The organism is Arthrobacter parietis (assembly GCF_039530425.1).
Classification (GTDB): Bacteria; Actinomycetota; Actinomycetes; order Actinomycetales; family Micrococcaceae; genus Arthrobacter_D; species Arthrobacter_D parietis.
In genome coordinates this window covers 1,447,713-1,462,482 of record NZ_BAAAON010000001.1, presented here as the reverse complement: position 1 = coordinate 1,462,482, position 14,770 = coordinate 1,447,713, and the positions used below count along the sequence as shown (strand labels likewise).

Genomic DNA, 14,770 nt, shown 5'->3' with positions numbered 1-14,770 from the left:
GGGAAGTTGGGAACCAGTGGAAATCAACTCATGGTCGATCGGTCGGCTGCTCAATACGGCAGCCCGGATGAACGAACGCTACGAGAACGAGCGGCTGAAAGCCCATGGGATCACCCACTCCGGCCTGACTCTGTTGCGGGTCCTCTCCGATCGATCGGCGGTTGCCCAGGCCCGCCTGGCCGCCGTGCTGCATATTCAGCCGCAGACTGTGGGCAAGACCGTGGAGCGGCTGGAGCTGCGAGGCTTTGTGCACCGGGTGCGTGACCAAGAGGACCGCCGTGTCCTCCTGGTCGAGCTCACTGCTATCGGCCGGCAACTCCTGTCGACTCTGGAGGCAGAAGAGGAAGAATTCGATCGGTCCACCGGGCTGGCTAATCAGAACCTTCGCGCCGCGTTGGAGAACGTCATAGTTTCTCTTCATCCTGCAGTCTCCAACGTCGATCAGCAGCAGGCCGGCTTGGCGAATTCGGAGCTGATTTCACTTTCAGCTTCGGTTCGCGGTGACCGCCAGAGCGCCTGAAACCGGAGAATTTCGCGGCTTTGGCTGCAGGTTGAAGTGGTCGAACGACCGTCGTCTGTCTGGAATCCCGCAGGTTCGTTCATGAGTAGCTAACCTCCAGTCCATGCGGGATCTGGCCAAGACCCGACTTTTGACCGGCGGAACAAATTGTGACGCGATTTCATAATTCCTGAAGCTTCCGTGATATTCATGATCAGTGCTAAATATTACCGAACCCAGGTGTATGTGATGGCGCTTGCTACCGTCCGCTCCATCGGTTTCAGCCGGGCACTGCAATCTTTGCAGGACGAGGAGGATTTCGAGCAGGAGTTGGTGGATCAGTTTGCGCTGGCCCAGGTGGGTGCGGGGCTTACTGATCAGTTCGTGCGGACGGAGCGTTCGGTGATTTTCGAGTTCACCCGTTTCTTGGGGCAGCCGGTCTGGACGGCCTCCCCATCTGATGCGGACCGGTTCCTGACTTATCTGCGGCAGGAGCGACGAAACACTCGGAGCACACGGGAAAGTAAGGCAGGAACCCTTGCCCGGTTTTTCGACTTCCTGATTGCCAGATACCAAGGGGACGTCCACGCGCTTACCGGTTATGTGCTGACGCAGCCGATCGACGAGTTCAACCGACCTTCAAGTTCCTCTTCACCCGCTGCCCGAGTCCCGCCCAGTGATCCTGAAGTTGAGACTCTCTTCGGGCAGTGGCGTGATGCGCTACCCACCGCACGCAAGTACCTACCCGCTGCCCGCGACTATCTCGCCGCTTCCCTCTGGCGCCGGGCAGGACTACGAATCAACGAGACCGTGATGCTCGACGTCAAGGACTGGCGCCCGGACCTCGGCGACCACGGCAAGCTCCACATCCGTTACGGGAAGGGCAGCCGCGGCCGCGGCCCGAAACCCAGGCTTGTTCCCGCGATCAATTCCGTCGACGCACTGCTGGACTGGTGGTTCACCGACGTGCGTCACCAATTCGGCGATGACTACCTGAACCCTGACGCCCCGCTACTTCCCAGCGAGCGGCACGACCAGCACACAGGAGGCTGCGCTCGGGCCGGCGATGATGCCCTGCGCGCCGGCCTGGCAGGGGCTGTGGAACGTTGGCTGCCAGCGTGGAAAGGGCGACTGAGCCCACACGGCTTACGCCACTACTGCGCTTCCTCCCTCTATGCTCGTGGCCTGGACCTGAAAGCAGTGCAGGAACTACTCGGACACGAATGGCTGTCGACCACAACCCGCTATATCCATGTCCACGAGAACCACGTTAACCATGCGTGGGCGGTCGCTAACGAACGAGTGGCCGCCCGGCTGACAGGAGAGTGACACGATGCGTTGGAATTTACGGATGGTCGCCGCCGAGCGCGGAATCTGGAAATCGACCGAACTGCGCCGCCAACTCGCTGATGCCGGCCTGGAAATCAGTGCTGGCAAAATGTCCGGTCTCTGGACCGGGACCCCGACCACCATCCGCCTCGAAGACCTCGACATCATCTGCTTCGTACTCAACTGCTCGCCCACTGAACTGCTGATCCGCGAGCCGGAGAAAGTCACCGCGGCACGCCCACAGAAGGCGCAGGCCTCATCGGGCGGGTCCGTGCCTTCCATGGTTCCCCGGCTCGGCCGTAACCGAACCACACCTCCCGCATGAGGGGATCCAATCCACCACCGAACTGCACGATCTGCGCCCAGCGGCCCGTCGCATGGAGCGCACCCCGGCGCACGAAGTTTTGCTACGACTGCATGCCCGGCGGACCCTACGTCCCGCCACCGTGCCGGCGCTGCGGACGCACTGACGGCTACTACTCCGCCGGCCTGTGCAACCAGTGCCACCGCAGCTCACCCCAACCAGTGGCCGCATGCAGGGACTGCCATGCCTGGGGCGTGACACGGACCCACCAATGGCTCTGCGACGCGTGCCGGCACTGGCGAAAGAAGCACCCTCAAGGGTGCTGCAGAATCTGCTCTGCGGACGTCGCCGTCAACGATGACCAGGCATGTCGGCTCTGCCGGAGCCAATTCATCACCAGTGGAGGTAGGAAAAGCGGGATCAGTTTGGTGGAGGCCAACCGGTTCGGACAGCAACTGTTCCTGGCGAATCTCCGACATGCCAGAGTGGGGCAGCACCGCGGCACCCGCCGGAAGCGCACAAAGGCCCCCATCACGAGCCCGGCACCAACCTTCGAAGCGTTCGACCACCGCCAGCTCACCCTGTTCCCGGCATTCCGTGACCTTGCCAACGGAGCCATCCACGGGTTCCCGGCACCTGCTGAACCGAAAATGGCTGCATTCCTCGATCAGATCCTGATCGAACACGCCCGCGAACACGGATGGAGTCTCACAACCACGAAAAGGACACGCCGCGGACTGGCCATCGCACTTGGCCTGCAGGACACACCCGGCGCTCCGATGCTCGCCACCGACATCCTCAACTTGCAAAGCATCGGAATTACGACCCTTCGGCTGCTGGAAGTCTGCGCAGCATCAGGCCTACTCGAAGACAACAGGGAACCCGCCGTAGACAGATGGTTTGAGACCACCGTGGCTGAGCTCCCAGAGCAGTTGAGAACCGAGCTCGAGCGCTGGTACACCATCATGCTCCAAGGCAGTACCACCCCGCCCCGCAGCAAACCCCGCTCAGAAATAACAACACGCCTGTACCTGCGCTGGTCACTGCCCGCCCTGCGCTCCTGGGCTGCCGCTGGACGGACTTCCCTTCGGGAGATCACGCCGGAGGATGTCAGAGAAGTCCTTCCAGAAGCTGGCAACGCACGTGCCAGGATGGGACAAGGATTACGTTGCCTGTTCCGTGTGCTGAAGAGCCACCGACTCATATTCCTCAACCCGATCGACCCCATACGAACCGGCACCCATGCGACCCGCATCCCGCTGCCTCTGGCCTCCGCCCCGCTGCGCGACGCAATCAACTCCGCAGACCCGGCACGGGCAGCTGTCACATCTATCGTCGCTTTTCACGGTCTTAGATCAGGGCAACTGCGGAAGCTGCAGTTGACCGATCTCCATGACGGACGCCTACGTCTGGGGCAGCGCACCATTCCACTGGCACAACCGGTCCGGGACCGGATTTCTCTCTGGCTGGCCTACCGCGAACAACGCTGGCCTTCAACGAGGAACCCGCACGTCTTTATCAGCCGACGCACAGCCCTCGACAGCGCACCAGTCGGCGTCCAATGGATCACCACCTCGATAGGGATGACCGCCCAACAAGCCCGCGAAGACCGGATCCTGCACGAGCTACATGCCAGCGGCGGCGACCTCCGCCGCATCTGCGACATGTTCGGCCTAAGCATCGCCGGAGCAAGCCGCTACTCCACCGTCCTAGCCCACCCAGACCTCCTCGGAGAAGGCTAGGTAGCGCCCGTTCATCGCCCAGAGCGCCATGCGCGGGTCCGCTAGATATTGGGCAGAGCTGCAGTTCATAGCCACATGGGGCAAGCTTCGTATGACAGCTGAAGCACCTCTATCCTGGGGGTTCCATCCTTATCCCGCTAGATCGGCAGTAGTCAATTGGTTCGGCAGCTGATCCCCCGAGTCCCTCACTAAACGAGAAAATGTTCCCGCGTCGGCGACGAAAATCCCGGCTACGCCGCCTACGACGTAGAACAGTTCACTAGCTTCCCCTGGCAGCTCCGTTGGACGCAGGAAGAGTAGGTAGCTCTGTCCCACTTCCAAGATGGGCGCCGGTGTCTCGGACATGTCCGGAGTCCCTAGCTGACGGACGCCCACAGAATCACCAGAACCGAGAATGGGAAGCTCGGGTAACCCTATTGCTTCGCCGAGCGCTGGAGGGGTTTCGATCGAATTGATAGCGACAGTGGAAACGGTGTTCTTCTCACTGTCGGTCTCTTGAGCAATAACTTCACCGACGACGACAGTACTGCTGTCTGAAACTAGTTCGGTGACGCTCTCATATAGCTTTTCCCTGGAAGCCGACATTCCGGAGTCGCCATCCGGAGAACTGCTGCATCCGGCAAGAAGCGCGACAACTATCGATGCAATGCCGAAGGTCATTCTGGTTCGATGATGTTGGTTCTGTTGCACTTTTCCCCCTAGTAGCGCGCGTTCATGCCCGCGATATCATCGGACTGCGGGTCACTGTAGTAATAGTTGTTATAGACACACGCCGGACAGGTATACATGACGGCGTTGGAGTACTGACTGTGGTGCAACCCGACCGCGTGTCCGATCTCGTGAACGAAAACCGTCTTCTTCTTCAGAGTTGGGTATGCGTCGGCGTAGTAGGTGTTAAGCCTTGCTTCTGCACTGATTGTCTGCCCGTAATACGGGCAACTCCAGTATGAATAGCCGGCATATCCGTCTGCTCCCGTGTACGACTGATATACACGGATGTTGCCCCCGGTCGCCGACAGATTGACATCTGACAACTGTGACCATCGGTTTCCGGCTGCCAATGCCGCCGTCGAATATGTACCGGAAGTTTGATTACTCCAAGCGATATTCGCACTAGGCCATTTGCACCCGGTAAACGTGTAAGCACTGGCGCCGCTAGGCACTGACATTAAGAGCACGATTGCAAGAACGCCAACGATAGAAGTTATGCGATTACCACGGCTTTGAGTTCGATTCTGAAAACCTTGATGTGACACTGGTCCACCCCCATGTGGTCTATAGGAAGCTTCACCATGCCACGTCAGCGTGCGGCGAACAATACCCAAGGTGGATACTGATACAAAATTGATGACTTACATAACCGTCCAAAGGAGCCAGCACCGATCCGAAGTCATCTACAGATCAACCATGCAGGTGGTCCCCGGCAGGACGGTCATCAGCGACGCGGCGAACTCACGGTGTCCTACCGATGGACTTAGGCTCGGTCGCTTGGGTTCCCACCGACGGAGGCTTCGGTTTTCCTGAACCCACGGGGGACGGGAGCGGATCTTCCTCTGGTTGGCCTACCGCGAACAACGCTGGCCGTCAACGAGGAACCCGCACGTTTTCGTCAGCAGGCGCACAGCCCTGGACAGCGCCCCGGTGGGCGTCCAGTGGATCACCACCTCAATTGGGATGACCGCCCAACAAGCCCGCGAAGACCGGATCCTCCACGAACTACATGCCAGCGGTGGCGACCTCCGCCGCATCTGCGACATGTTCGGCCTAAGCATCGCCGGAGCAAGTCGCTACTCCACCGTCCTAGCCCACCCAGACCTTCAGAATGGCTGACGGCGCTTGCCTTACAGCCGAATAACTTATCGGTAACGATCGACGAAGTTGCTAGGTAAGGCCACGGCATTGCCAGATGCTGAGTACATCACATTGAACGGCAGATTTGGGGAAATTGCCCTGTTCATGATCTTTATTTCTGCTGCCTTCCAAGCTGCTATTCATTCAGCTTGCGCGCATGGAAAATACGGTTACAGCACCGCAGAAAGCAGTCTCATCAGTGAAAAATCTTAGGTCTCGAAAATCATTTGTCATCTATTTGGCGGCTATCACACTAGCTGTCACGGGGTTTACTATTCCCGCTCAAGCGTCTCCGGACGTAGCGTCTGAAAAGTCACCCTCAGCATCCGAGAGCTTCTCCACTTTAGCAGCACCTCAAGACCTCACGAGGGAAGAGATGCTCAACGCGATACCGTTAGACGCCCCGAAGGGCCCGGTAGCAAAACCCTCTGATGTTTCCTCATTCACTACCGACGCCACTGAAGAACCGGTCGTCGGCTCACACCCTGTGGAGCCTGAGCAGCAAGAAGATTTCCAGATCCAGTCGGCGTTCAACCCGCAGATAGGGAAAGTGTTCATGCGGAAGGCTGGCACTGACACGGTGATCTCTTGTTCTGGATCCGTGATTAACAGTGAGGGCAAGAACATGGTCCTCACTGCTGGCCACTGCAACTACAACCACACTTCCGGTTGGTATATCGGCGCGAATTGGAATTGGACGTTCGTTCCCGGATACGATCACGGTCGCTCACCCTACGGGCAATGGCATGCCCACACGCTGGTCACCACCAATGACTGGTACAACAGCAGGGACTTCAATGACGACGTCGGATTGGCACTGGTCAACTCGCGGTATGGCGTGTCGCTGGTTTCCGCTATGGGCGCCCTTGGAGTGACGTGGGGACGGCCAGCTATCGGACAATTCACTGTCCAGGGTTACCCTGCTGAAGGTAAGTACGATGGCCAGTGGCAGCACTATTGCACCGGAACCTCCAGACACCACAGCACCAACCAGATAGAGCTTTCCTGCGACATGACACGCGGAGTCAGCGGTTCTCCCTGGTTGATCGGATACAACACCAGCAGCGGTTACGCCAACGGGGTGGCGAGCAATATAGACAGGGTGGTTAACCCGACAGTCCTACGTTCCCCATATTTCTCTAGTTCCAATATCGGTACCATTTATAACGAGTACCGGTATGGGTAAGAAGCGAGTTCCGATGTCATCACGATCGAAGCGAACCAGCACTCTCCGCGGAGCACTGTTCATCATTATGGTTTCGTTGGTCGTTACCGTGACGGCGTGCGGATCGCCGAACGGTCAGCCGCCGGGCGAGGAACCGTTGCCGCCTGCAACCTCAACTCCTTCCGCTGAGGAGACGAGCGAAAATCCTGAGGATAAGTGTGAGGAAGGCGCTCAGCCCACAGGCGATGGAGACGGACCGTCGTCCCCCTCATCGAACAGTGAGCAGACACAGTCCTCGAAGAACCCGAGCGCCCACGAATGCGCCGGTGAAGTACCCGAGGATCTAACAGAGGATGAAATGCGCAGCGCCGAACCCGCGCCTATGCCCGTAGATCCATGATCGAGTTGAGGGCAAGTTAGACGGTATCACCGGGGCTCGTGACGTGCCCCGGTGATACGCGCTCGGTCAAGGACAAGATGCGATCAATCAGTTGCTACACCCTTTCGGTGTGAAACGGCAGCCGTTAAGAACGTCTGCGTGCACGCACCCCGGACCCATGTCAGCCCTTCGGGAGTTTCATCTGTTTCTACAGCCAACTCACGGTGTTAGACCGACACATTTAGAACTGATCGCTTGGGTTCCCGCCCACCGGCGCTTCAGTTTTCGTGAACCCACGGGGGACGCGCCCATATCGCAACCCTGCGATCTTGTTCCCCTTGAACCGCGTGGAGCAAACTTCTAGCGCACTATCAGGGAATACGAAGCGGGCTTGCACACTGCTGTCAGCCATCTCTCGGGTCCTAGCCATGCCCTTTCTCTAGCGTTGAAGGCGTAACGCTTCAATGACAGGGAATGAAAACATGGCAGGTTTGAGCAGGATTCGTATTGGTATGGCCGTACTTGATCGGACCGGCGCTCTCATCGGTGTCGTGAAAGCTCTAGAGCTTGCTCAGGGCGTGAAACCATCACCGGACCTGGTACTTGATGGAGCACAGGCCCGAAGAATGCTGGCCGCAGGAGTGCGCTGCAATGACGGCACACATACGCCCTCTTTCAAAGGGCGGCTGGTAATCGAAACCCCCGACGGCGATGACGTTGTCGAATCGTTGGACTCGATCCACCGAGTCGCGGACACTGCTGTCCACCTTGGAGTGGTGCGTCGTGTCGAGAAATCCGGCGAGGGTTCACTCGAAGGTGTGTGAGACGACGCAGCTATCCAATCAACATTTCCGTCAGTCCGCGTGACCCGCGCGGGCGCCCTCCAGCCGGATCCTGACGGCTGCCAGTATCCGCTGCAGGGCCATGGCAACAGTGGCACCGGCGCTCATCGATGCCGGACCCCCGGAACGATGCTCATCAAGTCCAGCGTGGAGCCGTTCAATACTGCGTTCTGCATGCTTGATGGGTTCCTGTGGGTCCGCCTGCCCGTCCCAAGCGTCCAGCACGTCGGCTACCGCGAGAATCGCTTGGCTGAGTGGTTCACATAGGGTTGCCGGCAGTTCCACCGGGAAAGGCTTTCCCCACACCGCCCCCGCGAGTACCTCGGTTAGGTCGCGGATATGGAAGGTGACGTTCTCAAGGGCAGCCAAGTCCTCATAATCTGCTTCCAGGTTCCGCTTATGAATTTTTGCCCGCGGGTTGCCCTTCCTGCTGTCATCAGCGAGGTGGATGGTCCCCCGCACTTCCGCTGCCGCTGCAGCCAATGCATCATTTTGGCCGGCCCAGTCCTCGCGGGTGGGAGGCCAGCTCTCCGTCAGCGCGGTACCGACGTCGTTGAGGTGACGCGACAGGCTCCGACGGAAGCGTGATGCCTTCTGTACAGCAGAATCGAATGTCAGGGGCGGAAGAACCAGGAGGTTGACCAGGAGCCCTACGGCTATGCCCACGATCATCTGCACAAGGTAGCCGATCGCGTACCCGCTTGCGTCCTGGCCGCCCACAATCAGGACGAATAGTGCCGCGATGGGCAAGTATTCCTGGCCCGGGGCTCCAAGCCAGCGCATGCTGCCAATCAACACACCGACGGCGACCACGAGCGAGATAGTCAGGAAGTTTGGCGCACCGACAACCAGCACGATCGCGGCGAGGAGAATACCGAGGGCGAGCCCTGCGAGGATCTGCAGACCGTATTTCGCCGACCCTTTGAGCGTTGAATGCATGCTGAGCAACGCGCCGAGCGGGGCGTAGTAGGGGTATTCATCCACGACTCCGGGCATTAGCGGCGCAACCACCCAGGCTATACCTACGGCGAGGGCAGCCTTGCAGGCGAGTAGCAGCTTCGAGCGTGTGACGGAGGGCTTCAGCCAGCCCAGCCTGTTCACTAGTGTGCGTTGCGTGTCCTGTGGCAAAAATTCCTATCTTGGAAGAGGTCGATTAACAAGCATACTTACTATCGTATGCCGGGGTGAAATGCAGTGGTTCCTTGATATAGCTTCCCGCAGAGCCCCGGCATGCCTGTAACGTTCAAAGCAAGGAACCCCTTCGGTTCCGCGACAGGAGCGATCATGGCAGATAAGTCCCCCCGCCAGGCACCATCCGAGACCGATCGCCTCACCCTCGGCGTCCTTTCCAGCACCCGAAAACCTGATGAGCGGCGCCTGCCGATACACCCCCTGCATCTGACACGCATTGCCCCCGAATTGCTGCAGCACCTGATCCTGGAAGAAGGGTACGGTGAGCGTTTCGGTGTTTCAGACTCCCAGCTGGCACCACTCGTAGGCGGCATCGTCCCACGCGAGCGTGTACTGGCGGAGGCCGACGTCGTTCTCCTGCCCAAACCGCAACCCGAGGATCTCGCCGAACTCCGCGACGGGCAGATCCTGTGGGGATGGCCGCACTGCGTTCAGGATCGGGCCATCACCCAACTGGCAATCGACAAAAAGCTCACGCTGATCGCCTTCGAGGCGATGAACCACTGGGCCAGCGACGGCGGCTTCGGCCTGCACGTGTTCCACAAGAACAACGAACTGGCCGGCTACTGCTCAGTGCTGCACTCCCTCGCCCTGACCGGCGCTACCGGCGACTACGGACGGCGGCTGAGCGCCGTCGTCATCGGCTTCGGGGCAACGGCACGCGGGGCCGTCACCGCCCTCAATGCCCACGGCATCCATGACGTCCAGGTTCTGACCAACCGGGGAGTGGCCGCCGTCGGATCACCCATCCATTCGGTACGGATCGCCCAGTTTGACCACAATCATGAGGCACCGTTCCTCAGCGAGGTCATCACCGAACGCGGACGGGTACCGCTGGCGCCATTCCTGGCCGAAAGGGACATCGTGGTCAACTGCACTCTGCAGGACCCAAATGCACCGTTGACCTACCTGAGCACCAAGGACCTGGACGCTTTCAGGCCCGGCAGCCTGATTGTTGATGTTTCCTGCGATGAGGGTATGGGCTTCAGTTGGGCCAAGCCGACCACCTTTGCCCAGCCTATGTTCACGGTGGGCGACCACATCGACTACTACGCGGTCGATCACAGCCCCTCCTACCTCTGGAATTCCGCCAGTTGGGAGATCAGCGAGGCTCTGCTGCCCTTCCTGGAAACCGTCATCACAGGCCCGGCGGCCTGGGCTCGGAGCGAGACCATCAGCCGCGCGATCGAAATCCGCGAGGGGGTCATCCTGAACCCGGACGTACTGCAATTCCAGCAACGAGAACCCGAGTACCCACACCTCCCAGTGCCTGCTTGAAGGAGGAACACCGCAGCCCTTCGCGCGGTATCGACGGCCGGCTATCGGGTGGGTCTGACGATCGCGCCCATCATGCCCGTACCCGGTTGGCAGGAGCAGTATGGCGCCCTGCTGAATGACGTCTCCGAGGCAGTCGACGGCGTCAGCGACCTCGACCTGACGGCCGAAATAATCACCCTCCGTTTTTGATCCTGGGATACCAGCGCAGCAGCACTTCCTTGCTCGCGGGAGTAACTTCTTTACTGGACCTGAACCGAAGGCCCATCAGCCTTCCGAGGCCGGCGGGTGGCCCGCCATCACTCTGGCGGTCCTGGCCGGGATGGTCAAGGATGGATTCATGGACATCACTGACAACGGACCGAACCCCAACGCGTTCAACATCGAGGACGCCACAACGGAAAACGCCGCCTACCGTCGCGTCGCCTGGACAGGCAAGCACCTGCAGGTGACGCTCATGTCGATTGAGCCGGGCGGTGCAATAGGCCTCGAAGTGCATCACGGCACTGACCAGTTCCTGCGTATTGACGCAGGAACTGGTCGCGTGAAGATGGGGCCGTCGAAGGACGACCTCTCCTACCAGCAGGATGTCGAGGACGGCTGGAGCATTCAGGTGCCAGCCGGAACCTGGCATGACGTCGAAAACACCGGCGACGAAGCACTCCGCCTCTACACCATTTACGCGCCTACCCACCACGCCCAGGGCATCGTGCAGCAAACCCCGGAAGACGCCGAGAAGGACGAGGACCAGGGCAAGGACGAGCCGCCGAGCTGGGTTGAGGAAGTCGACACCAAGGGCGAAGAGAGCGCCTGAGTCAGCGCACCCTCAAGAAGAACGACGACGGCGCCGCACCCCTGATGGGGTACGGCGCCGTTTCGGTGGGCTCAGAACTCAGACCAGCGCGCTCTGCCGCTCCTCCACAAGCTTCAGCACATCCGGGAACAACGGATGGTCCGATGAGAGCCCGGTGATCTGTTGAGTAGCTTCGGCTGCCCCTGAGGACCGGAGGAGCTTCTGTAGCTCAACCGCCTCGGCATCCGCCGGGTCATCAAAACGCAGCGCTGACGCAATCGCCTTCAGCAAAGCCGAGGGCGTAGTACCGCGCTCGGCGAGCTCGGCAGCGGGACCGATGAACCGCTCATTCCGGCTGAGCTTGCGCAGGGGTGCACGCCCTACCCGGATCACGGTGTCCGGAAGGTGCGGGTTGGTGAAGCGCCCAAGGATCTTCTGGACGTACGCCTCCTGCTCGGCCTCATCGAAGCCGTGCTTGTCCACGAGGAGCTGCTTGGTTTCCCCGAGCACCGCTCGAACATCCGCGGCTACTGACGGATCAGCCATAGCCTCGGAGATCCTCTCCAGGCCCGCCTGGTACCCGAAGTAGGCCGCCGACGCGTGTCCCGTGTTCACGGTGAACAGCTTCCGCTCGATATACGGGCCGAGCCGGTCCACGAACATCGCCCCCGGAATCACCGGCGGATTGTTCCCGAACGGCGTCCGGTCGATCACCCACTCGTAGAAGGTCTCCACCGTCACGTCCAGGCCTTGGCCGGGCTCCTGATTTGGAACGATGCGGTCCACTGCAGTGTTGGCGAAGACCGCACGGTCTGCCAGGTCCCCGCCTGCCTCATCCCAGGATGCAGCGACGAACTCCCGAAGGATGTCGGTCGCGTTGATCGCGTTTTCACAGGCCATGACCTGCAGCGGAGCGGATCCGCCGGCCCGGGCGGCTATCCCCTTCGCGATCACCGGTGCCACGAACTTCAGAATGTGCGGGCCCACAGCTGTGGTTACGATGTCAGCCGACGCGATCTCCTCGACCAGCCGGCTCTCCTCCGTAGTGGAGTTCACCGCACGGAAGTTGTCGACTGCATGCACGGCCGGCTGCTCACCCACCTCGTGGACGCGGTAATTCTCCGCGCCCGCCAGCTCGCTGATGAGAGCGTCCGCGACATCCGCGAACACCACCTCGTAGCCGGCCTGATGGAGGAGCAGCCCAACAAAGCCGCGCCCAATGTTCCCTGCTCCAAAGTGGACTGCCTTCACTATGCGTTGACCTTCCGGAAGATTTCGAGGATCTCCTCAGTCGAGGTCGCTGCCTCCAGCTGGGCCACCTGCCCCTTGTCCGTGAAGACTTTCGCGATGGAGGACAGAATGTGCAGGTGCTCGTTGTTCACACCGGCCACGCCGACCACGAACTTGACCTCCTTGCCGTTCCAGTCGATTCCCTCCGGGTAGCGGACAAAGGACACCGCGGACTTGCGGATGTGGCCCTTCGCCGCGTTGGTGCCGTGCGGAATCGCCAGGAAGCTGCCCATGTAGGTGGAGACGGATTCCTCGCGTTCATGCATGGCGCGGAGGTAGCCCTCATCCACTGCGTCGCGAGCCAGCAGCAGCTGCCCTGCCTCGTCGATGGCTGCATCCCTGTTGGTCGAGGAACCGCTGAGCACAACACTTTCGGCAACCAGGATGTCCGACGCCGATTCCTCACCATCCGCAGACGCTGCGGCAGCGTGTGCGCCGGCTCCTCGAGCATCAGGAGACGTCCCGCCGGCTGCCTCTTCCGCGGCATTTCCCGCCGCGTGCGCTCCGGCAGCGTGTGCGCCGCCGAAGGATCCGGCAGCAGCATCCGAGCCGGCGCCGGTACCCGCTGCTGCACCTGCATCCGCCCTGTCACTGCGGCTTTCCTTGACCAGGTCCACGATTTCCTCATACCGGGGGCTGTTCATAAAGTTGTCCACAGAGACGTGCACTGCGCTGGAGGTAGCGGGCTTGGCCCGTTCCGTCAGGTCCTGGTGGGTTACCACGACGTCGTAATCATCCCGTAGATTCGCGATCGAAGCATTGGTGACCTTGACGTCCGGGTAGCCGGCCGCCTTGATCTTGTTCCGCAGTACCGATGCGCCCATCGCGCTTGAACCCATGCCGGCGTCGCAGGCAAAAACAATGTTCTGGATCGGTCCGGCCATCACAGCAACGTTCCCGCCACCGGTCAGGTTGGAGGCAACAGAGCTCTTCTTGCCCTTCATCGATTCCATCCGCGAGGTGGCGGCCGCAAGACCGCCTTCATCGCCGTCGTCGTCTTTCTGCTTCGAGGTCTTCAGGATCACCGAGGCAACCAGGAAGGACACGGCGGCCGCAAGGATCACCGACAGAATCACACCGAAGTAGCTGTCACGGGCCGTCTGGGCGAGTACAGCAATGATCGAACCGGGAGCGGCAGGGGCGACCAGGCCGGAGTTGGTGACGGCGAGCGTCGCGATTCCGGTCATGCCGCCGGCAATGGCGGCCAGGATCAGCAGCGGGCGCATCAGGACGTATGGGAAGTAAATCTCGTGGATGCCGCCGAGGAAGTGGATGATTGCAGCTCCGGGAGCGGACGCCTTGGCAATGCCGCGGCCGAAGAACATGTACGCCAGCAGGATGCCGAGGCCCGGGCCGGGGTTTGCTTCGAGGAGGAACAGGATGGACTTGCCGTCCTCCAGTGACTGTTGGACACCCAGCGGGGTGAGGACGCCGTGGTTGATGGCGTTGTTCAGGAACAGGACCTTGGCGGGCTCGATGAAGATGCTGGTGAGCGGCAGGAGCCCGTTGTTCACCAGGAACTGGACCACGTTGCCCGCAGCCGTGCTGAATGCCTCGACCAGCGGGGAGATACCGTAGAAGCCGATCAGCGCGAGTGCTGCTCCCCAGATGCCGGCGGAGAAGTTGTTGACCAGCATCTCGAAACCGGGCTTGATCTTGCCGTCCCAGATTTTGTCGATCTTCTTCATGGTCCAGCCGCCGAGCGGGCCCATGATCATGGCGCCGATGAACATGGGAATACCAGCGCCTACAATCACGCCCATGGTGCCGATTGCACCGACGACGCCACCGCGGACGTCATAGACCATCCGGCCGCCGGTGTAGGCGATGAGGAGCGGCAACAGGTAGGTGATCATGGGGCCCACAAGGCCGGTATTCGGGTTGCCCTCCGCATCCGTTCCGAAGCCGCCCAGCTCCGCAACCGGAAGCCAGCCCGCTTCAATGAAGAGCGCGGTAATGAGTCCCCACGCAATGAATGCACCGATATTGGGCATGATCATGCCGGACAGGAACGTCCCGAACTTCTGGACGCCGACGCGCATGCTGCCCTTGGGCTTCGCAGCTGTCTCTGTTGCCATGTGATTTCCTAACCGTGAGTCCCGCGCCAGCG

The 14,770-nt window shown here is 60.5% G+C and carries 13 protein-coding genes and 1 pseudogene; 9 read left to right on the top strand and 5 right to left on the bottom strand.

Features of this window, described 5'->3' with window-relative positions:
• The first annotated feature begins 16 nt into the window (after positions 1–16).
• From ABFX19_RS06940 to ABFX19_RS06925, 4 genes are all read left to right on the top strand, one after another.
• Entirely contained in the window at positions 17–520 is a 504-nt protein-coding gene (locus ABFX19_RS06940) for a MarR family winged helix-turn-helix transcriptional regulator (RefSeq protein WP_277359931.1), read from the top strand.
• A gap of 189 nt (positions 521–709) precedes the next feature.
• Positions 710–1,828: a tyrosine-type recombinase/integrase gene (locus tag ABFX19_RS06935; protein WP_346027881.1), complete on the top strand. Its 1,119-nt coding sequence runs from the start codon at positions 710–712 to the stop codon at positions 1,826–1,828.
• A gap of 4 nt (positions 1,829–1,832) precedes the next feature.
• The gene (locus tag ABFX19_RS06930; RefSeq protein ID WP_277357932.1) at positions 1,833–2,153 is read left to right on the top strand and encodes a helix-turn-helix domain-containing protein; all 321 of its coding nucleotides are present in this window, start codon (positions 1,833–1,835) and stop codon (positions 2,151–2,153) included.
• Between the two features lie 464 nt (positions 2,154–2,617).
• Positions 2,618–3,874 (top strand): hypothetical protein, encoded by a 1,257-nt coding sequence (locus tag ABFX19_RS06925; protein WP_346027880.1) that lies wholly within the window; start codon positions 2,618–2,620, stop codon positions 3,872–3,874.
• A gap of 129 nt (positions 3,875–4,003) precedes the next feature.
• Here ABFX19_RS06925 and ABFX19_RS06920 read toward each other — a convergent pair whose 3' ends face one another.
• Both ABFX19_RS06920 and ABFX19_RS16080 read right to left on the bottom strand, forming a co-directional pair.
• On the bottom strand, positions 4,004–4,534 hold the full coding sequence (locus ABFX19_RS06920) for a hypothetical protein (protein ID WP_277359943.1): 531 nt from the start codon (positions 4,532–4,534) through the stop codon (positions 4,004–4,006).
• 38 nt (positions 4,535–4,572) lie between these two features.
• Positions 4,573–5,043 carry a M57 family metalloprotease gene (locus ABFX19_RS16080; RefSeq protein ID WP_428831014.1) on the bottom strand — a complete coding sequence of 157 codons (471 nt, stop codon included), beginning with the start codon at positions 5,041–5,043 and terminating at the stop codon, positions 4,573–4,575.
• An 839-nt stretch (positions 5,044–5,882) separates the two neighbouring features.
• Here ABFX19_RS16080 and ABFX19_RS06915 point away from each other — a divergent pair.
• Entirely contained in the window at positions 5,883–6,911 is a 1,029-nt protein-coding gene (locus tag ABFX19_RS06915; protein WP_346027879.1) for a trypsin-like serine peptidase, read from the top strand.
• A gap of 870 nt (positions 6,912–7,781) precedes the next feature.
• Positions 7,782–8,093, top strand: coding sequence for a hypothetical protein (locus tag ABFX19_RS06910; RefSeq protein ID WP_346027878.1), 312 nt, complete (start codon positions 7,782–7,784; stop codon positions 8,091–8,093).
• Positions 8,094–8,123: 30 nt separating this feature from the next.
• Here the strand turns inward: ABFX19_RS06910 and ABFX19_RS06905 are convergent, their stop codons facing one another.
• Positions 8,124–9,239, bottom strand: a complete 1,116-nt coding sequence (locus tag ABFX19_RS06905) for an FUSC family protein (RefSeq protein ID WP_346027877.1) — start codon at positions 9,237–9,239, stop codon at positions 8,124–8,126.
• Between the two features lie 156 nt (positions 9,240–9,395).
• Between ABFX19_RS06905 and ABFX19_RS06900 the strand changes: the two genes are divergently transcribed.
• The 3 genes and pseudogenes from ABFX19_RS06900 to ABFX19_RS06890 all read left to right on the top strand — a co-directional run bounded on the left by ABFX19_RS06900 (position 9,396) and on the right by ABFX19_RS06890 (position 11,391).
• Positions 9,396–10,580, top strand: a complete 1,185-nt coding sequence (locus ABFX19_RS06900; RefSeq protein WP_277357346.1) for a N(5)-(carboxyethyl)ornithine synthase — start codon at positions 9,396–9,398, stop codon at positions 10,578–10,580.
• A gap of 24 nt (positions 10,581–10,604) precedes the next feature.
• Positions 10,605–10,769, top strand: a pseudogene (locus tag ABFX19_RS06895) (spore photoproduct lyase family protein); the annotation flags it as partial.
• A gap of 148 nt (positions 10,770–10,917) precedes the next feature.
• Positions 10,918–11,391, top strand: coding sequence for a cupin domain-containing protein (locus ABFX19_RS06890; RefSeq protein ID WP_277357344.1), 474 nt, complete (start codon positions 10,918–10,920; stop codon positions 11,389–11,391).
• 78 nt (positions 11,392–11,469) lie between these two features.
• On the opposite strand, the gene ABFX19_RS06885 is transcribed toward ABFX19_RS06890, so the two are convergent.
• The gene (locus ABFX19_RS06885; RefSeq protein ID WP_346027876.1) at positions 11,470–12,621 is read right to left on the bottom strand and encodes a mannitol-1-phosphate 5-dehydrogenase; all 1,152 of its coding nucleotides are present in this window, start codon (positions 12,619–12,621) and stop codon (positions 11,470–11,472) included.
• The gene (locus ABFX19_RS06880; protein ID WP_346027875.1) at positions 12,621–14,738 is read right to left on the bottom strand and encodes a PTS mannitol transporter subunit IICBA; all 2,118 of its coding nucleotides are present in this window, start codon (positions 14,736–14,738) and stop codon (positions 12,621–12,623) included. Before ABFX19_RS06880 ends, ABFX19_RS06885 begins: the two co-directional genes overlap by 1 nt.
• Positions 14,739–14,770 lie beyond the last annotated feature (32 nt).

Bases quoted from the DNA above. Each gene is read 5' to 3' on its own strand.
- ABFX19_RS06920 (WP_277359943.1), bottom strand. From the start codon at position 4,534: ATGACCTTCGGCATTGCATCGATAGTTGTCGCGCTTCTTGCCGGATGC.
- ABFX19_RS06915 (WP_346027879.1), top strand. From the start codon at position 5,883: ATGGAAAATACGGTTACAGCACCGCAGAAAGCAGTCTCATCAGTGAAA.
- ABFX19_RS06890 (WP_277357344.1), top strand. From the start codon at position 10,918: ATGGACATCACTGACAACGGACCGAACCCCAACGCGTTCAACATCGAG.
- ABFX19_RS06930 (WP_277357932.1), top strand. From the start codon at position 1,833: ATGCGTTGGAATTTACGGATGGTCGCCGCCGAGCGCGGAATCTGGAAA.
- ABFX19_RS06880 (WP_346027875.1), bottom strand. From the start codon at position 14,738: ATGGCAACAGAGACAGCTGCGAAGCCCAAGGGCAGCATGCGCGTCGGC.
- ABFX19_RS06900 (WP_277357346.1), top strand. From the start codon at position 9,396: ATGGCAGATAAGTCCCCCCGCCAGGCACCATCCGAGACCGATCGCCTC.
- ABFX19_RS16080 (WP_428831014.1), bottom strand. From the start codon at position 5,043: ATGTCAGTGCCTAGCGGCGCCAGTGCTTACACGTTTACCGGGTGCAAA.
- ABFX19_RS06910 (WP_346027878.1), top strand. From the start codon at position 7,782: ATGGCCGTACTTGATCGGACCGGCGCTCTCATCGGTGTCGTGAAAGCT.
- ABFX19_RS06935 (WP_346027881.1), top strand. From the start codon at position 710: ATGATCAGTGCTAAATATTACCGAACCCAGGTGTATGTGATGGCGCTT.